This window comes from Actinomadura sp. NPDC049753 (assembly GCF_040674655.1).
Taxonomy (GTDB): domain Bacteria; phylum Actinomycetota; class Actinomycetes; order Streptosporangiales; family Streptosporangiaceae; genus Spirillospora; species Spirillospora verrucosospora.
In genome coordinates this window covers 11,302-36,463 of sequence record NZ_JBFARL010000068.1, presented here as the reverse complement: position 1 = coordinate 36,463, position 25,162 = coordinate 11,302, and the positions used below count along the sequence as shown (strand labels likewise).

At 74.3% G+C, this 25,162-nt stretch carries 8 protein-coding genes; 2 read left to right on the top strand and 6 right to left on the bottom strand.

The window, feature by feature from the left end:
- Positions 1-938, top strand: a 938-nt coding sequence (locus AB0K37_RS19230) for a S1 family peptidase (RefSeq protein WP_363982601.1), incomplete at its 5' end; no start/stop codon positions are given.
- A gap of 289 nt (positions 939-1,227) precedes the next feature.
- The gene (locus AB0K37_RS19225) at positions 1,228-2,283 is read left to right on the top strand and encodes a S1 family peptidase (protein WP_363982598.1); all 1,056 of its coding nucleotides are present in this window, start codon (positions 1,228-1,230) and stop codon (positions 2,281-2,283) included.
- A 78-nt stretch (positions 2,284-2,361) separates the two neighbouring features.
- Here the strand turns inward: AB0K37_RS19225 and AB0K37_RS19220 are convergent, their stop codons facing one another.
- From AB0K37_RS19220 to AB0K37_RS19195, 6 genes are read right to left on the bottom strand one after another with little or no spacing between them, the layout of a single operon-like run.
- The gene (locus AB0K37_RS19220) at positions 2,362-3,096 is read right to left on the bottom strand and encodes an alpha/beta fold hydrolase (protein WP_363982595.1); all 735 of its coding nucleotides are present in this window, start codon (positions 3,094-3,096) and stop codon (positions 2,362-2,364) included.
- Positions 3,093-3,752: a GNAT family N-acetyltransferase gene (locus AB0K37_RS19215; protein WP_363982592.1), complete on the bottom strand. Its 660-nt coding sequence runs from the start codon at positions 3,750-3,752 to the stop codon at positions 3,093-3,095. The genes AB0K37_RS19220 and AB0K37_RS19215 overlap by 4 nt, the downstream gene beginning before the upstream one ends.
- Positions 3,745-3,954 (bottom strand): MbtH family protein, encoded by a 210-nt coding sequence (locus tag AB0K37_RS19210; protein WP_363982590.1) that lies wholly within the window; start codon positions 3,952-3,954, stop codon positions 3,745-3,747. Before AB0K37_RS19210 ends, AB0K37_RS19215 begins: the two co-directional genes overlap by 8 nt.
- Before the next feature lie 22 nt (positions 3,955-3,976).
- Positions 3,977-7,930, bottom strand: coding sequence for an amino acid adenylation domain-containing protein (locus AB0K37_RS19205; RefSeq protein WP_363982587.1), 3,954 nt, complete (start codon positions 7,928-7,930; stop codon positions 3,977-3,979).
- Positions 7,927-15,657, bottom strand: coding sequence for an amino acid adenylation domain-containing protein (locus AB0K37_RS19200; protein ID WP_363982585.1), 7,731 nt, complete (start codon positions 15,655-15,657; stop codon positions 7,927-7,929). Before AB0K37_RS19200 ends, AB0K37_RS19205 begins: the two co-directional genes overlap by 4 nt.
- The gene (locus AB0K37_RS19195; protein ID WP_363982582.1) at positions 15,654-25,151 is read right to left on the bottom strand and encodes an amino acid adenylation domain-containing protein; all 9,498 of its coding nucleotides are present in this window, start codon (positions 25,149-25,151) and stop codon (positions 15,654-15,656) included. The genes AB0K37_RS19200 and AB0K37_RS19195 overlap by 4 nt, the downstream gene beginning before the upstream one ends.
- Positions 25,152-25,162 lie beyond the last annotated feature (11 nt).

Below are 25,162 nucleotides of genomic sequence, written 5' to 3'. Positions count from 1 at the left end.
CCGACACCGGCCGGGTGGCGGCGAAGCTGGCGCAGCGGCTCGGCGACCGCAGCGCCGGGGCCTACGTGGACCGGGCGACGAGGAACCTCGTCGTCACGGTGACCGACGCCGAGGCCGCGCGGACGGTCCGGGCGGCCGGGGCCGTGCCGAGGAGCGTCACGCGCAGCGGCGCGGACCTGAAGAAGGTCATGGCCGCGCTCAAGCGCGACGCGACCGTCCCGGGCACCGCCTGGGCCGTCGACCCGGCCGCCAACCAGGTCGTCCTCACCATGGACGGCACGGTCAAGGGAGCCGCGCTCAGGAAGGTGCGCAGGGCCGCGGCCGAGCAGGGCGCGGCCGTGCGCACCACACGGGTCGCGGGAACGTTCCGCATGTTCACCGCGGGCGGCGACCCGATCTACACCGGCGGCGCCCGCTGCTCGCTCGGCTTCAACGTCAAGAAGGGAGGCGAGTACTACTTCCTGACGGCGGGGCACTGCACCGAGGCGGGCTCCACGTGGACCGACGGGTCGGGGGGCACGCTCGGCGGCAATGCCGGCAGCAGCTTCCCCGGTGACGACTACGGCCTCGTCAAGTACGACTCCACCCCGCAGGACGCGCGGGGCGGCGTCACGGTCGACGGCGGGTTCCAGGACATCACGGGCGCGGCCGACGCCACGGTGGGCGAGACCGTGACCCGCAGCGGCAGCACCACCGGCGTCCACGACGGGCAGGTCACCGCGCTCGACCAGACGGTGAACTACCAGGAGGGCAGCGTCAGCGGCCTCATCCAGACGACGGTGTGCGCCGAGCCGGGCGACAGCGGCGGCCCGCTGTTCGCCGGGTCGAGCGCGGTCGGGCTGACCTCGGGCGGCAGCGGCGACTGCTCGTCCGGCGGCGTCACGTTCTTCCAGCCCGTGTCCGAGCCGCTGTCGGCGTTCGGGGTCGAGATCTATTAGCCGCCCCCGGCGGCCCGCCGGAGCTCCCAGGCGGCGGGAAGCCACGCGGGTTTCGGCCCCGGTCCTTTTGGCCGTTCCGGCGAAAGGACCGGGGCCGAACCTCGTTCCTCACCCGGCGAGCGGCGGTTGGCATTGCCGGACTGACCACGCACGCCGCTCCGAGAGTGCCAACGAGAACCTGCCGAATTAGTCACCTTCTGCGTCTTACGTCCGCCTTGACCGTTCTTACACCATGTCGATGACCTCCGGCGCACCACTCGGGTGCGCCCCATCCCCCGTGGAGGCACAAGTGAAGATCCGTCACAGGCGCGTCCGCGCCGCGGCCGTCACCACGGCCGCGGCCGGCCTGGTGGCCGCCACCCTGGCCACCGCTCCCACCGCGTCCGCGTCCCCCGCCGCCCCCGCCGCCCCCGCCGCTCCCGGCGACGTCGCGACGTCCCTGGCGCACCAGCTCGGAACCCGCAGCGCGGGCTCCTACCTCAAGGACGGCAAGCTGGTCGTCACCGTCACCGACGCGCAGGCCGCCCAGGCCGTGCGCGCCGCGGGCGCGGTGCCGCGCACCGTCGCGCGCAGCGGCGCGGACCTGAAGAAGGTCGAGGCCGCGCTCAAGCGCGACGCGACCGTCCCGGGCACCGCCTGGGCCGTCGACCCGGCGAGCAACCAGGTCGTCCTCAGCGTGGACAGCACGGTCAAGGGCGCCCAGCTCAAGAAGGTCCGCGCGGCCGCGAGCAAGCAGGGCACGGCGGTCCGCACCGAGAGCGTCGCCGGGAAGTTCCAGACGCTCACCCGAGGCGGCGAGGCCATCTACACCGGCGGCGCCCGGTGCTCGCTGGGCTTCAATGTCAGGAGGGGAGGCGGCTACGCCTTCATCACGGCCGGGCACTGCACCAACATCGGTTCGACCTGGACCGACAGCTCCGGCCGGACGCTGGGCCGCACCGCCGGCAGCAGCTTCCCCGGCAACGACTACGGCATCGTGACGTACTCCTCGACGCCCACCGACACGCAGGGCTCGGTCAGCCTCTACAGCGGCACCCGCGACATCACCAGCGCCGGGAACGCCGCGGTCAACCAGACCGTGTACCGCAGCGGCAGCACCACCGGCCTGCACAGCGGCCGGGTCACCGCCCTCAACCAGACGGTGAACTACCAGGAGGGCAGCGTCAGCGGCCTCATCCGCACCACGGTGTGCGCCGAGCCGGGCGACAGCGGCGGCTCCCTGTTCGCCGGGAACACCGCGCTCGGCCTGACCTCGGGCGGCAGCGGCAACTGCTCCTCGGGCGGGACGACGTTCTTCCAGCCCATCACCGAGCCGCTGTCGGTGTACGGGGCGTCCGTCTACTAAACGACCCCTCAGGAGGCTCCCCCTTCAGCGACGGGCCGCCCCCGCCACGGACTCCCGTGGGGGCGGCCCGTCCGCGCGTCAGAGGGCGGGGACCTCCAGGGTCCGCAGCACCTCGGCGATCACGGCGGACTGCTGCTCGGCCAGGTAGAAGTGCCCGCCCGGAAGCACCCGGAGGGCGAACCGCCCGCGGGTGGCGCGCTCCCAGCCGCGGGCCCGCTCCCGGTCCACGTGCGGGTCGGCGTCCCCGATGATCGCGGTGACCGGGACGGTCAGCGCCGGCTCGGGCCGGTGCGCGTACCGCTCGATCAGCGTGAAGTCGTTGCGGACGTACGGCAGGACGAGCTCGCGCAGCTCCGGCTCCGCCAGCAGCTCGGCGTCGGTCCCCCCGAGACTCACCAGCTCGGCGACGAGGCCGTCGTCGTCCCTGTCGCCGACGCGCTCGTCGCCCCGGTCGTCGGGCGGGCGGGCCCCCGAGGCGAACACGTGCACGGGCGCGGCGCCCCGCTCCTCCAGCAGCCGGGCCACCTCGTAGGCGAGGACGGCGCCCATGCTGTGCCCGAACAGCGCGGCGGGGCGGTCCGTCAGCGGTGCCATCGCCCCGGCGATGAGGCGGGCGAGCTGCCGGGCGTCGGTGACGAACGCGTCCGCCATCCGGTCGGCGCGCCCCGGGTACTGGACGGCCTGCACCTCGACGGCAGGGCCGGCCTCCTTGGCCCACGACCGGTAGAACACCGCCGACCCGCCCGCGTGCGGCAGGCAGAACAGCCGCATCGACGCCCAGGGACGCGGCTCGGGGCAGCGGAACCAGGTCACGTGATCAACTCCTCCTCCTCGTGCCGGCGGGACTGCGCGCGGGGGTCGCGCGGCAGCGGCCACGGCGCGACCCGCGGGTCCGGCACGAGCTTCGGCGCGGTGCTCTCCGCCGCCACCTTAAAGCCCCGCCGCCGGTAGTTGGCGATGGCGTTCGGGTGGTCGAGGCTGCTGGTGCGCAGCCACACCCGGGTCGCGGGCCCGCCGGCGAGGGCCCACAGCTCGCCGCGCTGCCAGGCGCGGCGGGTGCACTGCTCGACGAGGTAGCCGCCGTAGCCGCGCCCGACGAACGCGGGGGTGAGCCCCACCAGGTGGATCTCGGTGTCGCCGCCGGGCTGCGCCTCGATCTCGAAGAAGCCGGCGATGGTGCCCTCGGCCATGGCGATCCAGGTGGACAGCTCCGGGCGATCCACCCAGGCCCGCCACTGCTCGTACGTCCACGGGAAGCGGTCGGTCCAGCAGACGCGGGCGCCGACGGTCGCGTAGAGGGCGCGGCTGACGTCCGGGGACGGCAGTCCGGCGAGGGTGAACGTCATCTCGACGCCCGGCAGCGGCGCGGGCCGCAGGTCGGCGGCGTCCAGCATCTCCATCTCCCACTCGGTGACCGAGGGGATCCGCAGACGCCCGGTATCCGGCGGCCTCCAGCCCGCCTCACTCACCCATGGCCTCGACGAGGCTCTTCGGCCGCATGTCCGTCCAGTTCTCCTCGACGTAGTCGAGGCACGCCTGGCGGGTGTCCTCGTCCTTGGCCACCGTCCAGCCGGCGGGCACCTCGGCGAAGGACGGCCACAGGGAGTGCTGGCCCTCGTCGTTGACGAGCACGAGGTAGGTGCCGTCCGGGTCCTCGAAGGGGTTCGACATGGTGTTCCTTTCCGTGCCTGCTTCAGCGATCCCGTGTTCCGCTGTGGAGTTTGTCGAGCTTGGCGGCCAGGACGGCGCCCATCTCGGCGGCCGGGCCCGGGTCCATGAGCAGGTGGTGCTCGGTGTCGACCGGGTAGTCCTCGATCCCGCCGTCCACGAGCGGCCCCCAGTTGGACGGCCCGGTGGGCGACTCCGCGGTGCGGCCCCGCAGGGCGGTGAAGAACACCACGTCGCCGCGGAACCGTCCCGGCCGGTACTCCCCGGCCTGCCGGAGCCCGTTCTCGTAGTTGCGGTAGACGTTGACCAGGTCGTCCTCGCCGAGGGTGGCGAGGGCGTCGTCGCGGTCGGCGAGGATCCCCATGATCTGCTCCATGTCGGGGTTGCCGTCCGGGGCGATCGCCCTGGCGTCGACGCCGATGCCCTGCAGCAGCTCGGGCAGGATCTCCCGCTCGTCCCCCGCGAGGTCCTGGCCGTGGTAGGAGTCGATGAGCGCGAGCAGCCCGACGGTCTCGCCCTCGGCCTGGAGCCGGACGGCCATCTCGTAGGCGATGAGCCCGCCGAGGGACCAGCCCGCGAGGTGGTAGGGCCCGGACGGCCGCACCGACCTGATCTGCTCCAGGTAGTCCCCGGCCATCTCGGCCACCGACTCCGGCAGCTCGGACCGCGTGAACGCGCGGGCCTGCAGCCCGTAGACCGGCTGGTCCGGTCCGAGGTGCCGCTGGAACTGCAGGTAGGGCCAGGCGAGGCCGCCTGCCGGGTGGACGAAGAACACCGGCGGGCGGGACCCGGACGTCCTGATCGGGAGCAGGACCTCGAAGCCGATCCGGTCGCCCGGGTCGCCGGCCCTGGCGAGCGCCTCGACGGTCTGGTGGGTGAACACGTCGCGGGGCGTCAGCTCGACCCCGGCCTGCCGGGCGCGGGCGGAGAGCCTCAGCGCGGCGATGCTGTCGCCGCCGAGGTCGAAGAAGCTGACGTCGGCGGCGACCCGGTCGAGGCCGAGGACGTCGGCGACGATCCCGCACAGCCGCTCCTCCTCCGGGGTGCGCGGGTCGCGGCCGCCGGACGCGGCGTAGTCGGGGGCGGGCAGGGCGCGCCGGTCGAGCTTGCCGGTCGGGCCGACGGGGAACGTGTCCAGCCGGACGAACGCGGCGGGCACCATGTACTCCGGCAGCCGCTCCCGGACGAACTCGCGCAGACCGTCCGTCGGCCGCCCCTCGCCGGCGTTCTCCGGAGCCCCATCCCCCCGGGAGGCCAGAGCGGGCGCGATGACGTAGGCGACGAGCGCCTTGGCGCCGGACGCCTCCTCGCGGGCGACGACGGCCACGTTGGCGACGTCGGGATGCGCGGCGATCGCCGCCTCGACCTCGCCCAGCTCGATCCGGAATCCGCGGATCTTGACCTGGAGGTCGGCGCGGTCGACGTACTCCAGGTTCCCGTCGGGCCGCCACCGCATGAGGTCGCCGGTCCGGTACATGCGGTCGCCGGGCGCGCCGAACGGGTCGGCGACGAACCGTTCGGCGGTGAACGCGGGCCGCCGCAGGTAGCCGCGGGCGACGCCGGCGCCCGCGAGGTAGGCCTCGCCGACGACGCCGGGCGGGACGGGCCGCAGCCCCTGGTCCAGCACGTAGACGCGCATGTCGTCGCAGGGCCGGCCGAGCACCGGGGTGCGCTCCGCCGGGTCGGCGAGGGGACCGCGCAGCGCCGCGGCGGTCGTGTACGTGGTGGCCTCCGTCGGCCCGTACACGTGGACGACCTCGGTGTCCGGGCATGCGGCGAGGACCTTGCGCATCACGGCGGGCGACCCGGCCTCCCCGCCGGTCAGCACCTCGCGGAGCCCGGCGAAGGCGTGCGGGCGCTCCTCGCCGACCAGGTTGAACAGGGTGGTGGTGAGGAAGGCGGCGGTGACGTCCTCGGTGTCGAGGACCTCCTGCAAGGCGGCGGCGTCGAGGTGGCCGGGGGGCGCGATGACGGCGGTGCCGCCGTTCAGCAGCGGCGTCCACAGCTCGTAGGTCGACGCGTCGAACGCGTGCGAGGAGTGGACGAGGACACGGTCGTGGGCGCCGCCCCGCAGACGTCTGTCGGTGGCGAGGGCGACGGCGTCGCGGTGCGTCACCATGACGCCCTTCGGCAGGCCGGTGGAGCCGGAGGTGAAGAACACGAAGGCCAGCTGGTCCGGGAGGCACGGCACGCCCGGGTCGGTGTCCGGCGCGCCGGCGAGGTCCGGGGCGTCCACGGCGACGATCCGCGCCGCGGCGCCGAGGGCGGCGGCCCGGTCGCGCATGGCGCCATCGACGACCAGGACGGGCGCGCCGACCTCGCGGATCGCCCAGGCGATCCGCTCCGGCGGCTGGCCGGGGTGGACGGGCGCGTAGGCGCCGCCCGCCTTGAGGACCGCCAGGGACGCGACGGCGACGTCGGCGGACCGTTCGAGCAGGAGGGCGACGCACGTCTCCGGGCGGACGCCCAGCTCGATCAGCCGGTGCGCCAGCCGGTTCGCGCGCGCGTCCAGTTCCGCGTACGCGATCGACTCCCCGGCCGCGCGGAGGGCGGTCGCGTCCGGGGTCTTCGCGCACTGCGCGGCGAACCCGCCGGTGAGGGTGCCGGGGGCGCGGCCCGTCCCGGCGCCCTGCCAGTTCCGCAGGACGTCGGCGCGTTCCTCGTCGTCCAGGACGCCGACGCGGCCGAGCGGCAGGTTCGGCCGGTGCGCGACGGCGTCCAGGACGCGCAGGAGGCGCCGCATCAGCCGCTCGGCGTCGTCCCGGCCGAACAGGTCGGGGCGGTGGTCGATGCGCAGGGACAGGCGGCGGCCGGGAACGGCGGCGAACGTCAGCGGGTAGTGGGTGGCGTCGTACCCGTCCACGTCGCGGAGGGTCAGCCCGCCGAGGTCGGCGCCGGCGGCGTCCGGGTCGAACGGGTAGTTCTCCAGGACGGTCATCGTGTCGAACAGCGTCCCGGTGCCCGTGAGGCGCTGGATGTCGGCCAGGCCGAGGTGGTGGTGCGGCATCAGCGCGGCCTGCTCGTCCTGGAGGCGGGTGAGCGCCTCGGCGACGGTGTCGGCGGGGCGGACCCGGACCCGGATCGGCAGCGTGTTGATGAACAGGCCGATCATCTGCTCGACGCCGGGGAGCTCCGGCGGGCGGCCGGAGACGGCCGCTCCGAACACGACGTCGTTCGCGCCGGTGAGGCCGCTGAGCAGCGTCGCCCAGGCGAGCTGCACGACCGTGTTCAGCGTGACGCCCTGGGCGCGGGCGCGCGCGTTGAGCGCGGAGGTGAGCTCCTCGGTGAGGCGGGTGCGGACGCGTCCCGGCGTGCCGTCGCCGGAGTCCGGCTCGGGCGCGCCGGGCGCGACGAGCGTGGGCTCGTGGACGCCGTCGAGGGCGCGGCGCCAGGCGTCCTCGGCGGCGGCGCGGTCCTGCGCGGCGAGCCAGGCCAGGTAGTTCTTGTAGGGGGCGACGCGCGGCATGCCGGTGTCGTCGCCCTCGGCGAGGTAGAGCGCGAACAGCTCGGTCTGCAGGACGGGCGTGGACCAGCCGTCCAGCAGGATGTGGTGGTTGGTGAAGACCATGCGGTGCAGGCCGTCCGCGAGCCTGATGAGCATGAACCGCAGCAGCGGCGGCTTCGCCATGTCGAACGGGCGGGCGCGCTCGGCGGCGGCCAGTTCGCGGGCCCTGGTCTCGCGTTCGGGTCCGGGCAGGGCGGACAGGTCCTCGTCCTGCCACGGCAGCCGCACCGTGCGCTGGACGACCTGGACCGGGGAGCCCTCCTTGCGCTGCCGGAACCCGGCCCGCAGGTTCGCGTGCCGGCGCAGGAGCGCCGCCGCCGCGGCCTTCAGCGCGTCCACGTCCAGCGGGCCGTGCAGGTCGAACATGATCTGCGCGGTGTAGACGTCGTGGCCGGAGCCGTAGAGGGCGTGGAAGAACAGCCCCTCCTGCAGCGGGGAGAGCGGGAGGATGTCCTCAAGCTGCGACCTGCTCACTCCAGCTCCCATTCGCCGTCGAGCTCGGCGGCGAGCTCGTCGATCTCGTCCTGGCTGACGTCCACGAGGGAAAGGTCCGACGGGGTGAACCCGCCGACGGGGCCTTCGGCGGCGCCGGCGACGTGCGCGACGAGGCCGCGCAGCGCCGCGTACCAGCGGCCGGCGAGGTCCTCGATCGCGTCGCCGTCGAACAGGTCGCCGGCCCACGTCCACGTCGCGGACAGCTCGGGGCCGCCGGGCAGGTCGCGAGTGTGCGCGTTGACCTCGATCGCGTGGACGAGGCCGAGCGCGGCGTCCTGGCCGGCGCCGAGGGCGTCGCCGTCGGCCTGGCCGGCCGGCCCCCAGTCGGTGGCCTCGGGCGCGGCGGAGCGGCCGAGGTAGTTGAACGCGATCTGCGGGCGGCCGCGCAGCCGCTCGCCGGTCGCCGGGTTGAGGTGGCGGAGCAGCCCGTACCCGATGCCGTTGTCGGGGATCTCGCGGAGCTGCTCCTTGACCCGCTTGAGGGCGGTGCCCACGGCCTGGCCGCCCTCGCGGACGTCGGCGGGCTCGACCAGGCCCGCGTCCAGGCGCACCGGGTAGATGGAGGTGAACCAGCCGGCGGTGCGGGACAGGTCGACGCCGGGGACGATCTCCTCGCGGCCGTGCCCTTCGAGGTCGATGAGGACCGCCGTGTCCTCGGACGCGCCGCGCTCGCGCCGCCACTCGGCGACGGCGAGGGCGAGGCCGGTGAGCAGCACGTCGTTGGCGCGGCCGTGGAACGCGGCCGGGACCTCGGTGAGCAGCGGCCCGGTCACGTCGGCGGGCAGGTCGAGGGTGAGGTGCCGGGCCGTCCCGAAGGTGTCGGCGGCCGGGTCCAGCGGGCGGACGCCGAGAACGGGGTCGGGGGTGGCGAGGACGTCCTCCCAGAGCGGCAGCTCCGCCGTGCGGGCGGGGTCGGACGCCTCGGCGGCGAGGCGCTGCGCCCAGCGGCGGAACGAGGTCGGGACGGGGTCGAGGCGGCCCCCGGCCCAGGCCGTGACCAGGTCGGGCAGGAGGATCCGCCACGAGACGCCGTCCACGGCCAGGTGGTGGACGGTGAGCAGGAGGCGCCCGGACGCGGCGGGGCCCGCGTCGAACCAGACGAGCCGCGCCATGGTCCCGGCGGCCGGGTCGAGGGCGCGGCGGGCGGCCTCGGCCTCGGCGGCGAGCACGGCGCGCAGGTCCGCGGCGCCGAGGCCGGCGACGTCCACGCGGCGGACGAGGGGCGCGGCGTCGACGGCGCCGGGCTCGGCGACCTCGAACTCGGCGCCGTTCACGCGCAGGCGGAGCATGTCGTGGTGGTCCAAAAGCGTCTGGAGCGCGGCGGTCAGCCGCTCCGCGCCGAGGTCCGGCGGGACCTGGAGCAGCATGCGCTGGCTGTAGCCGTCGACGGGGCCGTGCAGCTCCTGGAACCAGCGCATGATCGGGGTGGCGGGGACGCGGCCGATGCCCGCGCCCGGCGCCTCCGCTTCGGTCCGTTCGCCCTCGCCGACCGGCTTGGCGGCGGCGGCGAGTTCCTCGACGGTCTGGTGCTGGAAGACCTCGCGGGGCGTGATGACCAGGCCGGACTGGCGGGCGCGGGAGACGAGCTGGATCGCGATGATGGAGTCGCCGCCCAGGTCGAAGAACCCGTCGTCGATCCCGACCCGCTCCAACCCCAGGACTTCGGCGAACAGGCGCGCGAGGATCTCCTCCTGCTCGGTGCGCGGCGCCCGCGACGACACCTTCGCCCCGAAGTCCGGCGCGGGAAGCGCCCTGCGGTCCAGCTTGCCGTTCGACGTCAGCGGCAGAGCGTCCAGCTCCACCACGGCCGCCGGAACCATGTGGTCGGGCAGGGCCTTCGCGGCGAAGCGGCGCAGCTCGGCGGTGTCGGCGCCGGACGCGACGACGTAGGCGATGAGGCGGTCGTCGCGGACCACGACGGCGGCGTCCCGGACGTCCTCGTGCCTGGTCAGGACGGCCTGGATCTCGCCCGGTTCGATCCGGAAGCCGCGCAGCTGCACCTGCTGGTCGCCGCGCCCGAGGTAGTCGAGGGTCCCGTCCGTGCGCCAGCGGCCGAGGTCGCCCGTCCGGTACATGCGAGTTCCGGGCTCGCCGTGCGGGTCGGCGACGAACCGCTCGGCGGACAGGCCGGGACGGTTCAGATACCCGCGCGCCAGGCCCGGCCCCGCGACGTACAGCTCACCGACGACGCCGGGCGGGACCGGCTGAAGACGACCGTCCAACACGTAGACGCGCAGGTCCGGGATGCCGACGCCGATGAGGCTCCCCGCCGCCGTGGCCGCTTGGACGGGGTCGAGGGCAAGGTAGGAGACGTGCACGGTCGTCTCGGTGATCCCGTACATGTTGACGAGGACCGGCGCGTTCTCGTCGTGGCGGGAGTACCAGTCCTCCAGGCGCCCGAGGTCGAGCGCTTCACCGCCGAAGACGATGTAGCGCAGGGCAAGGTCCCTGCCCGGGTTCTGCTTGTCGGCCGCCATCAACTGGTAGAAGGCCGACGGGGTCTGGTTGAGGACGGTGACCTTCTCGGCCGCGAGCAAGTCGAGGAAGTCGTCCGGCGAGCGGGACGTCAGGTAGGGGACGACGACGAGCCTGCCCCCGTACAGCAGGGAGCCCCACAGCTCCCACACCGAGAAGTCGAACGCATACGAATGGAACAGCGTCCACACATCACTCGGACCGAAGTCGAACCACTCCTCGGTCGAACGCAGCAACCGCACCACGTTCTGATGCGGCACCACCACACCCTTCGGACGCCCCGTCGAACCCGACGTGTAGATGACGTAAGCCGGATGGTCCGGGTCGATGGCGATGCCGAGGTCGGTCGCGGGAAGACCGGGGTCGTCCAGCCCCTCCAAGTCCTCCGGACGCAAGGTCACGACAGGACGAGCGTCTTCGAGCATGTAGGCGATGCGGTCTTCCGGGTAGTCCGGATCGATCGGAACGTAGGCCGCTCCGGCCTTGAGCACTCCGAGGATCGCCACCACAAGGTCCGCCGAACGCGGCAGGGCCAAGGCCACGAACTGCTCAGGCCCCACCCCCTGCCCCACCAGCCGCCGAGCCAGACGATTCGCCCTCGCGTTCACCTCCCCGTACGTCCACGACACACCCTCGAACGACACCGCCACCGCATCCGGACGAACCGCGGCCTGCGCCTCGAACAGCGCGGGGATCGTCGTGCGCGGGACGTCGCCGCCCCTGCCGCCCGCCCAGCGGCGCAGCAGCGTGCGCCGTTCGCCGCGGTCGAGGATCTCGGCGGTGGTGACGGGCGCGTCGGGGTCGGCGACCAGTTCGCGGACGAGGCGCTCGAACCGCCGGGCGATCGCCTCGGCGGTGGCGGGGTCGAAGAGGTCGAGGGCGTATTCGAGGCCGGCCTCGATGCCGCCGGGCGCGCCGTCGCCGCCGTGCCGCTCCTCCAGGTAGAGGGACAGGTCGTACTTGGCGGTGCCCGCCGCCAGGGGCTCGGCGCCGCCGGTCAGGCCGTCCAGTTCGAGCCGCGCCTCGGGGTTGTTCTGGAACGACAGGACGACCTGGAACAGCGGGTGCCGCGCCATCGACCGCGCCGGGTTCAGCACCTCGACGAGCCGCTCGAACGGCAGGTCCTGGTGGGCGTAGGCGGCGAGGTCGGTCTCCTTCACCCGACCCACCAGCTCCCGGAACGACGGGTCCCCGGAGGTGTCGGTGCGCAGGACGAGCATGTTGACGAACATGCCGACCAGGTCGTCCAGCGCCTCGTCGGTCCGGCCCGCGATCGGCGAGCCGACCGGCACGTCCGTCCCCGCGCCGAGCCGCGTCAGCAGCGCCGCGAACGCCGCCTGCATGACCATGAAGAGGGTCGCGCCGCTCTGCCGGGCGAGGGCCAGGAGTTCGGCGTGGAGTTCGGCGTCCAACTCGAACGCGTGCGTCCCGCCCCGGTAGGACGCCTGCGCCGGGCGCGGCCGGTCGGCGGGCAGCGACAGCTCCTCCGGCAACCCCGCCAGCGCCCCACGCCAGTACCCGATCTGCCGCGAGATCAAGCTGCCCGGATCGTCCTCCGAACCGAACAGCTCACGCTGCCAGAGCGTGTAGTCCGCGTACTGGACCGGCAGCGGCGACCACTGCGGCTCACGGCCCTCCGCACGCGCCGCATAGGCCAGGATCACGTCCCGGGCCAGCGGCGCCATCGACCAGCCGTCCGCCGCGATGTGGTGCAGGACGAGCATGAGGACGTGCGTGCCGCCGCCGAGGGCGAACAGGCGGGCGCGCAGCGGCGGCTCCACCGACAGGTCGAAGCCCTGCCCGACCGTCGCGGCCAGCGCCGCGGGCAGCGCGCTCTCCTCCACCTCCGCGACGTCGAGGCGGGGGCGGGCGTCGGCGGGGTCGAGGACGAGCTGCCGGGCGGTCCCCGACCCGTCGGGGAAGATCGTGCGGAGGGGCTCGTGGCGCGCCGCGACGTCGGCCAGCGCGGCGCGCAGCGCGGCGAGGTCGAGGGCGCCGTCCAGGCGCAGCGCGATCGGCATGTTGAACGCCGCGGGGGCGCCCTCGAACCGGTTGAGGAACCAGAGCCGCTGCTGCGCGTACGACAGCGGGACGACGTCCGGACGCTCGGCCCGCGCCAACGGCGGGCGGACGTCCCCGTCCGCCTCGGCGAGCCGTTCGGCGAGGCCCGCCGCGGTCGGCGCCTCGAACAGCGCCCGGACGGGAAGCTCGGCGCCGAGCGCGGACCGGATCCGGCTGACGAGGCGGGTCGCGGTGAGGGAGTCGCCGCCGAGGTCGAAGAAGCCGTCGTCCACGCCGACCCTCGGCACGCCGAGGACCTCGGCGAACAGGCCGCAGAGGATCTCCTCCCGCGGCGAGCGCGGCGCGCGGCCGGCGGCGGAGCCGGCGTCGGGCGCGGGCAGCGCGGCCCGGTCGAGCTTGCCGTTCACGGTGAGCGGCAGGGCGTCCAGGACGGTGAACGAGGGGACCATGTAGTCGGGGAGCCGCTCGGCCGCGTACCGCCGGACGGCGGCGGCGTCGACGTCGGGCCCGACGAGGTAGGCGGCGAGGCGCCGGTCGCCCGGGCGGTCCTCGCGGACGACGACGGCGGCCCGCGCGACGCCGGGGCATCCGGCGAGGACGTTCTCGATCTCCCCCGGCTCCACCCGGAAGCCGCGGATCTTCACCTGGTCGTCGGCGCGGCCGAGGTACTCGACCGTCCCGTCCGGCCGCCACCGGGCGAGGTCGCCGGTGCGGTACATGCGCTCGCCGGGCGCGCCGAACGGGTCGGCGACGAAGCGCTCGGCGGACAGGCCGGGCCGGTCGTGGTAGCCGCGTGCGAGCTGCGCGCCCGCGAGGTACAGCTCGCCGGGGACGCCGGCCGGGACGGGCTGGAGCGCGCGGTCGAGCACGTAGGCCCGGGTGCCCCGCTGGGGCGCGCCGACGGTCGGTCGGTCGCTGCCGGCGACCGCCGCGTTCATGGTGTCGACGGTCGACTCGGTGGGCCCGTAGAAGTTGCGGGTGGTGAGGCCGGGGACGGCCCGCAGCTCCGTCCACAGGCTCTCGCTGATCGCCTCGCCGCCGAGGAGGAGCTGCGAGGGCCGGTGCCGGCCGTCGGCGTCCAGCAGGCCCGCCTCGCGGAGCGAGGTGAAGTGCGACGGGGTGGTGTTCACCAGGTCGATCCGCGCGCGCGCCACGTACGCGGTGTAGGCCTCCACGTCGCGGCGGGTCTCGTCGTCGATGAGGTGCAGCTCTTGGCCGTACATCATCCACAGCAGGCCCATCCAGGACGTGTCGAACGAGAACGACGCCAGGTGGGCGAAGCGCATCCGGCGGCCGCCGGCGGCCTCGACGAGCGGGTCGAAGAACGCGTCCCGGTGGGCCTCGAAGTAGTTGAGCACCCCCGCGTGCGGGACGGTCACGCCCTTGGGGCGCCCGGTGGATCCCGACGTGTAGATGACGTAGGCGGCGTTGTCCGCCCGGAGGCTCCGGACCCGTTCCCCGTCGGCGGGGTCGTGGGAGGGCCGGCCCGCGGCGTCCGGGAAGTCGCCGGCGGTGATGGTCAGCGCCGGGCGGCAGTCGTCCAGCGTGGAGGCGACGCGGTCGGCCGGGTACTCGGGGTCGACGGGCACGTACGCGGCGCCCGCCTTCAGGACCCCGAGGATCGCGACGACGATCTCGGGGGTGCGCGGCAGGACGAGCGCGACGCGGTCCTCGGGGCCGACGCCCCGCGCGATCAGCTCGTGCGCGAGGCGGTTGGCGCGCGCGTTCAGCTCGGCGTAGGTCAGCCGGGCGTCGCCGCAGACGAGGGCGGTCTCGTCGGGGGTGCGGGCGGCCTGGGCCTCGAACAGGGCCGCAAGGGTGCCCGACGGGGCGTCGGCGGCGGTGCCGTTCCAGGCGGGCGTGTCGTTCCAGGCCGTCGTGTCGTTCCAGGCCGCCAAGGCCGCTCGGTCGGCGCCGTCCGCGAGGTCCACCGCGCCGATCATCTGGTCCGCGTCCTCGGCGAACGCCTCCAGGAAGCGGCGGACGCGCGCGAGCAGCGCCTCCACGGCGGGCGCCTCGAAGACGTCGGGCCGGTAGTGCAGGCGGAGCGAGAGGCTCTCGCCCGGGACGGCGACGAAGGACAGGGGGAAGTGGGTGGCGTCGTAGGAGTCGGCCCCGGCGATGCGGACGCCGTTGAGGGAGCCGTCCATCGAGGACGGGTCGAACGGGTAGTTCTCCAGCACCGTCATCGTGTCGAACAGCGCGCCGCCGTGGCCGGCCGCCCGCTGGATGTCGGTGAGGCCGAGATGGTGGTGGGCGAGCAGCTCGGTCTGCTCGTCCTGGAGCCGTTCCATCAGCGCGCCGAGCGGCTCGTCCAGCCGGTACCGGACGCGGACCGGCAGCGTGTTGATGAAGAGCCCGATCATCTGCTCGATGCCCGGCAGCTCGGGGGGACGGCCGGACACGGTCGCGCCGAACACCACGTCCCCCGTGCCGAGGAGCCGCCCGAGGACGAGCCCCCAGGCGCCCTGCAGGACGGTGCTCAGCGTGACGCCGTGGCGGCGGGCGGCGCGGGTGAGGCGGCGGGTGGCGCGCTCGTCCAGCGCGGTGGTCGTGCGCTCGGGGGGTTCGGGCGCGCGGGCGGCGGCCGCGGGAGCGACGAGGCCGGGCTCCTCCACGCCGTCCAGCGCGCGGCGCCAGGCGTCCTCGGCGGCGGCGCGGTCCTGCCGGGAGAGCCAGGCCAGGTAGTTCTTGTAGGGGGCGACGCGGGGCATCCCCGCGTCGTGGCCGCCCTGCATGTACAGCAGGAACAGCTCGGTCACCATGATCGGCGTGGACCAGCCGTCCAGCAGGATGTGGTGGTTGGTGAATATCAGCCGGTACCGCTCGGGGCCCATGCGGACGAGGACGAACCGCAGCAGCGGCGGCGCGGTCATGTCGAAACCGCGCGCCCGTTCCCGCAGCACGACGGCGTCGGCCTCGACGCCGTCGGCGGCGACCTCCTCCCACGGCAGCTCGACGGTGCGCGGCACGACCTGCACGGGCCGCGACAGGTCCTCGTGCCAGAACGCGGCGCGCAGGTTCGGGTGGCGGCGCAGCAGCGTCTCGGCGGCGGTCCGCAGCGCGGCGACGTCGAGGGGGCCCTCCAGGTCCAGGACGAGCTGGGCCGTGTAGACGTCGCCGTCGCCGGCGTCGAAGAGGGCGTGGAAGAAGAAGCCCTGCTGCAGCGGCGACAGCGGCAGGATGTCCTCGAGGTCGCCCCGGTTCACTTCTTCTGCCTCCACGCGGTCTGCAGCTTGTCGATCTCGCCCTGGTCCAGCTCCACCAGCAGGTCGGACGGGGTGAACCCGCCGGCCGCGCCGCCGGCGACGTCCGCGACGAGGCCGCGCAGCGCCGCGAACCAGCCCTCGGCCAGCTCCCGCACGTCGGCGGAGTCCAGCAGCCCGCCGGGCCATGTCCAGGTCGCCGCCAGCACGGGGCCCGCGGGCAGGTCCCGGGTGAGGGCGTTGACCTCCAGGGCGTGCGCCATCGGCATGCGGGGGTCCTCCCCGGCGGGCAGCTCCTCGGGCGCGAGCGTCCAGTCGCCGCCGCCGTCGCCGCCGTCCGCGACCCGGCCGAGGTAGTTGAACGCGATCTGCGCCCGCGGGACCTCGGCGAGCTCCTCGTCGCCGTCCACGTGGCGTAGCAGGCCGTACCCGAGGACGTCCGGGACGGCGCGCAGCTGCTCCTTCACCTTCTTGACGGCCGCGCCGCCGGTCGCGCCCCCCGCGTCCAGCCGGACGGGGTGGATCGAGGTGAACCAGCCGGCCGTGCGCGAGACGTCCACGCCCGGCACGGAGTCCTCGCGGCCGTGGCCTTCCAGGTCGACCAGGACGCCGGTGCCGCGCCCGCCGCGGCGCCTGCGCCACTGGGCGACGGCGACGGCGAGGCCGGTGAGCAGCACGTCGTTGGCGCGGCCGTGGAACGCGGCCGGGACCTCGGTGAGCAGCGGCCCGGTCACGTCGGCGGGCAGGTCGAGGGTGAGGGAGCGGGCGCGGGCCGCGATGTCCGCGCGCGGGTCGAGCGGGCGGTCCGCGAGCTTCTGCGGCGGGCCGTCGACGATGTCGAGCCAGTCCTCCAGGTCTTGTTCGCTCCGCTCGGCGGCGGTGAGCTTCTGCGCCCAGCGGCGGAAGGACGTCCCGACCGGCTGGAGTTCTCCCCCGGCCCAGGCGGTGACGAGGTCGGGCAGCAGGATGCGCCAGGTCACGCCGTCCACGACCAGGTGGTGCAGGACGACGAGGAGGCGCCCCTGCTCGCGGTCCGCGTCGAACCAGACGAGCTGCGCGACCGTCCCGGCGGCCGGGTCGAGACGGTCGCGGGCGGCGGCGGCCTGCTCGGCGACGACCGCCTGGACCTTGTCGCCGTCCAGTCCCGCGACGTCGACGCGGGTGACGAGGGCGGCGGCGTCGACGGAACCCGGCGGGCGGACGACGGGCTGCCACCGGCCGCCGCCGGTGTCGAGGCGCAGGCGCAGGACGTCGTGGTGGTCGAGCAGGACCGCCAGCGCGGCGGCCAGCCGCTCCGCGCCGAGGCCGGGCGGGGTGCGCAGCAGCATCGCCTGGTGGAAGCCGCTGATCAGCGACGCGTCGCCGCCCACCCGGTCGCGCAGCCAGGCGGTAATCGGTGTGATGGGGACGGGCCCGACCCCGGCGCCCGGCGCCTCCGCCTCGATCTCCTTGCCCTCGCCGACCGGTTCGGCGGCGGCGGCGAGCTCTTCGACGGTCTGGTGCTGGAAGACCTCGCGGGGCGTGATGACCAGGCCGGACTGGCGGGCGCGGGAGACGAGCTGGATCGCGATGATGGAGTCGCCGCCCAGGTCGAAGAACCCGTCGTCGATCCCGACCCGCTCCAACCCGAGAACTTCGGCGAACAGGCGCGCGAGCGTCTCCTCCTGCTCGGTGCGCGGCGCCCGCGACGACACCTTCGCCCCGAAGTCCGGCGCGGGAAGCGCCCTGCGGTCCAGCTTGCCGTTCGACGTCAGCGGCAGAGCGTCCAGCTCCACGACGGCGGCCGGGACCATGTGGTCGGGGAGTTCCCGGCCGACGAACCGGCGCAGCTCGGCGGCATCGGCTCCGGACGCGACGACGTAGGCGACGAGCCGGTCGTCCCGGACGATCACAGCGGCGTCCGAGACCGCCTCGTGCCGGACCAACGCCGACTCGATCTCGCCCGGTTCGATCCGGAAGCCGCGCAGCTGCACCTGCCGATCGGCGCGCCCGAGGTATTCGAGACGGCCTCCGGCCAGCCACCGGCCCACGTCGCCCGTCCGGTACATGCGGGCGCCGGCCGTCCCGAACGGGTCGGCGACGAACCGCTCGGCGGACAGGCCGGGACGGTTCAGATACCCGCGCGCCAGGCCCGGCCCCGCGACGTACAGCTCACCGACGACGCCGGGCGGGACCGGCTGAAGACGACCGTCCAACACGTAGACGCGCAGGTCCGGGATGCCGACACCGATGACGCTGCCAGGCGCGGTCGCCGCGTAGGCGCGGTCCAGCGCCACGTACGAGACGTGCACGGTCGTCTCGGTGATTCCGTACATGTTGACGAGGGTGGGGGCGTCCTCGGGGCGCCGGGAGTACCAGTCCTCCAGGCGCCCGAGGTCGAGAGCCTCGCCGCCGAAGACGATGTAGCGCAGGGCAAGGTCCCTGCCCGGGTTCTGCTTGTCGGCCGCCATCAACTGGTAGAAGGCCGACGGGGTCTGGTTGAGGACGGTCACCCGCTCCCTCTCCAGGAGAGCGAGGAAGTCGTCCGGCGAACGCGAGGTCAGGTAGGGGACGACGACGAGCCTGCCCCCGTACAGCAGGGAACCCCACAGCTCCCACACCGAGAAGTCGAACGCATACGAATGGAACAGCGTCCACACATCACTCGGACCGAAGTGGAACCACTCCTCGGTCGAACGCAGCAACCGCACCACGTTCTGATGCGGCACCACCACACCCTTCGGACGCCCCGTCGAACCCGACGTGTAGATGACGTACGCGGGGTGATCCGGGGAGATCGCGATGCCGAGGTCGCCGTCGTCGTACCCGGCCGCGTCCAGATCGGCGAGGTCTTCGGGGCGCAAGGTCAGGACCGGGCGGGCGTCTTCGAGCATGTAGGCGATGCGGTCCTCCGGGTAGTCCGGATCGACCGGGACGTAAGCCGCCCCCGCCTTGAGCACCGCGAGGATCGCCACCACCAGCTCCGCCGAACGCGGCAGAGCCAAGGCCACGAACTGCTCAGGCCCCACCCCCTGCCCCACCAGCCGCCGAGCCAGACGATTCGCCCTCGCGTTCACCTCCCCGTACGTCCACGACACACCCTCGAACGACACCGCCACCGCATCCGGACGAACCGCGGCCTGCGCCTCGAACAGCGCGGGAATCGTGGCCCGCTCAGCGGGGCGCGCCGATCCGCCCGCCCAGTCGCCGAGGACCAGCGAGCGCTCGTGCGGCGACAGGACGTCGGCGGCGCCGATGGGGGCGTCGGGGTCGGCGAGCAGCGACTCCAGGTACCGCTCGAACCGCTCGACGAGGCCGCGCGCGGTGGCCGGATCGTAGAGGTCGAGCGCGTACTCCAGCTCGCCGTCGAGCCCGTCCTCCCGCTCGGTGAGGATCATCAGCAGGTCGAAGCGGGACACCCCGGCGGTGAGCGGTTCCACCTCGGCGCCGAAGCCGGGCATCTCCAGCCGCGCCTCCGGGTTGTTCTGGAATGTCAGCCCGACCTGGAACAGCGGGTGGCGGGCGAGGTGACGGGGCGGGTTCAGCACCTCGACGAGCCGCTCGAACGGGACGTCCTGGTGGGCGTAGGCGGCGAGGTCGGTCTCCTTCACCCGACCCACCAGCTCCCGGAACGACGGGTCCCCGGAGGTGTCGGTGCGGAAGACGAGCATGTTGACGAACATGCCGACCAGGTCGTCCAGCGCCTCGTCGGTCCGGCCCGCGATCGGCGAGCCGACCGGCACGTCCGTCCCCGCGCCGAGCCGCGTCAGCAGCGCCGCGAACGCCGCCTGCGCGACCATGAACGGGCTGGCGCCGGTCTCCTGTGCGATCTTCTGCAGGCCCGCGCGGATTCCGGGGCCGAGCCGGAACCTGGCCGTCCCGCCCCGGTAGGACGCCTGCGCCGGGCGCGGCCGGTCGGCGGGCAGCGACAGCTCCTCCGGCAACCCCGCCAGCGCCCCACGCCAGTACCCGATCTGCCGCGAGATCAAGCTGCCCGGATCGTCCTCGGACCCGAACAGCTCACGCTGCCAGAGCGTGTAGTCGGCGTACTGGACCGGCAGCGGCGACCACTGCGGCTCACGGCCCTCCGCACGCGCCGCATAGGCCAGGATCACGTCCCGGGCCAGCGGCGCCATCGACCAGCCGTCCGCCGCGACGTGGTGCATGAGCAGCAGTACGACGTGCTCCCGCGGCCCGATCCGGAACAGGTGGGCGCGCAGCGGAGGTTCGGCGGAGATGTCGAACGCGTACCCGGCGGCCATGGCGAGCCGCGCGGGCAGCTCCGCCTCGGTGGTGTCGGTGATCTCCAGCTCGGGCCGCGCGGCGGCCGCGTCCAGGATGAGCTGGCGCGGCACTCCCCCGCTGTCGGGCAGGACCGTGCGGAGCGACTCGTGCCGTTCCACGAGGTCGCCGACGGCGGCGCGGAGCGCCTCCACGTCCAGCGGGCCGCGGATGCGCAGCGCGGTCGGCATGTTGTAGGTGGCGGACGGTCCCTCGAACCGGTTGAGGAACCAGAGCCGCTGCTGCGCGTAGGACGGCGGGATCACGTCCGGGCGTTCGCGCCGCTCCAGCGCGGGACGCGCGGGCGCGGCGCCGCGGCCGAGCAGGGCGGCGAGCGCGGCGACGGTCGGCGCCTCGAACAGCGCCCGGACGGGAAGCTCCGCGCCGAGGGCGCGGCGGACCCGGCTGACCACCCGCATCGCGATGAGGGAGTTGCCGCCGAGCGCGAAGAAGTCGTCGTCGGCGCCGACCCGGTCCACGCCGAGCAGGTCGGCGAAGACGGCGGCGACGGCCTCCTCCGCCTCCCCCGACGGGGCGCGGTACGCGGTCGCCGGAGTGATCGTCAGCTCCGGCTTCGGGAGCGCCCCGGTGTCGACCTTGCCGTTCGGGGTGAGCGGCATCTCGTCCAGGACGACGACGGCGGCGGGGACCATCGACTCCGGCAGGCTCTCGCGGATGTGGGCGCGCAGCTCCTCGGGGTCGAGGGTCTGGCCGGGCGCGGCGACGACGTACGCGACGAGGCGCTTCTCGCCCGGCTCCGCCGCGGCCTCCGGGACCTGCGGGAGGCCCTGCGGGGCGCCGGGCAGGTCGAGGGCGCCGACGGTGACGGCGCCGCCGGAGGCGACGGCCGCCTCCAGGGTCAGCCGGTACCAGCCGGCGAGCCGCTCGGCCGTCTCGCGGTCGAACAGGTCGAGGGCGTATTCGAGGGTCCCCGCGTACCCGCCCGCGCCGTCGCGGGCGTCCTCCAGGAGGAACTCCAGGTCGAACTTGGCGACCCCGGCGTCCACCGGCTCGACGGCGACGTTCAGGCCCGGCAGCTCGACCGACGCCTCGGGGTTGTTCTGCAGGGTCAGCATGACCTGGAACAGCGGGTGCCGCGCCAGCGACCGCGCCGGGTTGAGCACCTCGACGAGCCGCTCGAACGGGACGTCCTGGTGGGCGTAGGCGGCGAGGTCGGTCTCCCGGACGCGGGCGAGCAGCTCGGCCAGCGACGGGTCGCCGGAGGTGTCGGTGCGCAGCACCAGCGTGTTGACGAAGACGCCGACGAGGTCGTCCAGGGCCTCGTCCGTGCGGCCCGCGACGGGCGAGCCGATCGGCACGTCCGTCCCGGCGCCGAGCCGGGTGAGCAGCGCGGCGAGCGCGGCCCGCAGGACCATGAACACGCTGACCTGGTGGTCGCGGGCGAGGGCGCGCAGCCCGTCCGCCAGCTCCGCCGGGACCTCGAAGGCGACCTGCCCGCCCCGGTAGGAGGCGCGGTCCGGGCGGGGGCGGTCGTGCGGCAGCCTGATCTGGTCGGGCAGCCCGGCGAGGGCCTCCTTCCAGTAGGCGATCTGGCGGGCGGCGAGGCTCGCCGGGTCCCGCTCGTCGCCGAGCAGCGCGCGCTGCCAGAGCGCGTAGTCGGCGTACTGGACGGGCAGCGGCGCCCAGCCGGGAGCCTCGCCGGCGCGCCGGGCCAGGTAGGCGGTGATGACGTCGCGGGCGAGCGGCGCCAGCGACCAGCCGTCGCCTGCGACGTGGTGCAGGACGATGAGGAGCAGGTGCTCGTCCTCGCCGAGCCGGTACAGGTGGGCGCGCAGCGGCGGCTCGTTCGCCAGGTCGAAGCCGCGGGTGGCGTCGGCGAACAGGGCGGCGTGCGGGTCGGCGGGCTCGCTCACGGTCAGGCGCGGGTCGGCCTCGTCCGCCGCGACGATCACCTGGTGCGGCTCGCCGTCGGCGTCGGCGAACAGCGTCCGCAGCGGCTCGTGGCGGGCGACGACGTCGCGCAGCGCCTCCCGCATCGCCTCGGGGTCGACCGCGCCGGTGAGGCGCAGCGGAATCGGCAGGTTGTAGGTGGCGGTGAGCCCTTCGAGCCGGTTCAGGAACCAGAGGCGCTCCTGCGCGTACGACACCGGCAGCGGGACGGGACGCTTCTCCACCGCCCGCAACGCGGGGCGTTCGGCGCTCCCGGCGGAGGCGATGTACTCGGCGAGCCCCGCCACGGTCGGGGCCTCGAACAGGACCCGCACCGGCAGTTCCACGTCCAGTGCGGCGCGGGCGCGGGCCACGACGCGGGTCGCCTTGAGGGAGTCGCCGCCGTGGTCGAAGAACCCGTCGTCGACGCCGATGCGCTCCAGGCCGAGGACACCGGCGAAGATCCCGCAGAGGATCTCCTCGCGGGCGTCGCGGGGGCCGCGGGAGGTGAGGGACGCGGCGAAGTCCGGTTCCGGGAGCGCCGCGCGGTCGAGCTTGCCGTTCGGGGTGAGCGGCATCTCCTCCAGCACGACGATGGCGGACGGCACCATGTAGTCCGGCAGCGTCTGGGCGACGAACGCCCGCAGCTCGGCCGGGCTCGCGGAGCCGACGACGTACCCGGCGAGGACGGTGTCGCCGACCGCGTCGCGGCGCGCGACCACGACGCTCTGCGTCACCGCCGGGTGCGCGGACAGCGCCGTCTCGATCTCGCCCGGCTCGATACGGAACCCGCGGACCTTCACCTGGTGGTCGAGGCGGCCGAGATACTCGATGTGGCCGGCGCTGTTCCAGCGGACGAGATCGCCCGTCCGGTACATCCGCTCCCCCGGCCCGCCGAACGGGCACGCGACGAACCGGTCCGCGGTCAGGCCGGGGCGGCGCAGGTATCCGCGCGCCAGCCCCTCACCCGCCAGGTACAGCTCGCCGGGCACGCCGACCGGGACCGGGCCGAGCCTGTCGTCCAGCACGTAGGCGCGGGTGTTGGCCATCGGGCCGCCGATCGGCGCCACCGCGTCGGGGTTGCCGTCATCGACCCACCAGGTGGAGAAGACCGTCGCTTCGGTGGGACCGTAGATGTTGGAGATACGGGCCTTCGGCAGCAGTGCCCGCACGTCCCGCAGGAGCTGCGGCGGCAGCGCCTCGCCGCCGAGCGCCACGTCCCCCGACTCCAGCCGCAGGCCGCCGCGTGCCAGCAGCGCCGACACGGCCGACGGCACGCCGCTGACCAGCGTCCCGGACCAGCCGCCGCGCTCGGCGACCTCCAGCAGGTCCCGCATGACCTCGATCTCGCCGCCGACGGTGAGCGGCAGCAGCCACTCGAACACCGACACGTCGAAGTTCAGCGACGTGGAGAACAGCACGCGCGCCATCGTCGAGGCGGGCCCGTAGCTCGCCATCGACTTGACGCACAGGTCCACGAGGTTGGCGTGGGAGATGACGACGCCTTTCGGGCGCCCCGTCGACCCGGAGGTGTAGATGATGTACGCCGGGTTCCCGGACCGCAGCGGCCGGACGCGGTCGGCGTCGGCGACGTCATCGCCGCGGAGCCCGTCCAGCGCGAGCGCGTCGAGCTCGACGCGGGCGGCGCCGGGCGGCAGGTCCGCGTCCCGCGTGGTGATGACGCAGGCGGGGGCGGCGTCCTCCAGCATGTAGGCGACGCGGTCGGCGGGGTAGGCCAGGTCGACCGGCTGGTAGGCGGCGCCCGCCTTCAGCACGGCCAGCGCCGCGACGACCAGGTTCTCGTCGCGCGGCAGCGCCAGGGCGACGAAGTCCTCCGCGCCGACCCCGCGCGCGATCAGGTGGCGGGCGAGGCGGTTGGCGCGTTCGTTCAGCTCCCGATAGGTGAGGGTCGTGCCGCCGCGGGTGACGGCCGGGGCGTCCGGGGTGCGCGCGGCCTGCGCCTCGAACAGCTCAGGGACGACGGCGGGCGGGGCGGGGACCGCCGTGTCGTTCCACTCCTCCAGCACGAGGGCCCGCTCCGCGTCGTCGAGCAGGCTGATCTCGCGCAGCGGCGTGGCCGGGTCGACGTCGGCGAGCGCGCCCAGGAACCGGATGTACCGGTCCAGGTGCTTGGCGACCTGGTCCTCGGCGTACAGGTCCGGGTGCGCCTCGAAGTCGACGCGCAGGCCCGCCCCGTCGAAGTTGTCGTAGATGTTGATCGACAGGTCGTCGATCGGCCCCGTGGTGATCGCGTGCATGCGCGCCGGGAGGCCCGCGAAGTCCAGCCGGTAGTCGAACGCCATGATGTTGATGACCGGCCCGTAGAGGCGGGGGCGCTCGCCGAGCAGCTTCAGGTCCCGCAGCAGGTCCTCGCGCCGGTAGTGCTGGTGGCGCAGCGCCCGGGCACTCGCCCGCGTCGCCGCGCGGACCAGCTCCTCCACCGTCATGTCAGGCCGGACCGACACGCGCAGCGGCAGCACCGTCGCCAGCATCGCCGGGGTGTCCCGCGCGATCTGCGTGGTGCGGCCGGTGACGGCGAGGCCGAGGACGACGTCCTCGGTGCCGGCCATCCGCGCCACGTACGCGGCCATCGCCGCGATCGCCAGGCCCTGCGTCGCGGTGCGGAGCCGGCGCGCGCCGGCCGCCAGCTCGGCGGTCCGCTCCGGCGGGACGAGGGAGGTCAGGCTCAGGTAGTCGGCGGTCGGCTCGGCCGTCTCCTCCGACAGCGACACCGCGACCGGCCGGTCGGCGAACCGCTCGGTCCAGTAGGCGCGGTCCCGCTCGAACTTCTCCGACGCCCGGTAGGCCTCCTCCTCGGCGAGGACTCTGCGGTAGTCGCCGGCCTCTGCGGGGACGTACTCGCCCCCTGCCGCCAGCGCCGTGTAGATCTCCGCGGCGCGATGGGCGATCAGCGGGCCGCAGTACCCGTCCTGGATGATGTGGTGGGCGCGGATGAACCAGCGGTGCAGTCCGGGGGCCAGCCGCAGCAGGGCCGTGGAGTACAGGCGCTCGGCGTCCAGCGGCAGCGGCTCGGCCATCGCCTCCCGCATCCACGCCCGCGCGGCGGCGTCCGGGTCGGGCTCGCCGGACAGGTCCACGAGCGGGATCGTGGCCGTCGCGTCCGGGTCGAGCACCTGGTACGGCAGGCCGTCCCGCTCGGCGATCCGGATGTTCATCGCCAGCGCCTCGTGGGCCGCGATGCGCGCCACCCGGTCGAACAGCCCGTGGTCGACCGCGCCCTCGATCTCGATGTACTGCGCGATGTGGATCGGCGTCCGCGGCGCCAGCTGCTGCGCGTACCAGACGCTCCGCTGAGCGGCCGAAAGGGGAACGTACTCGGTGGACATCAAGCGGTGCT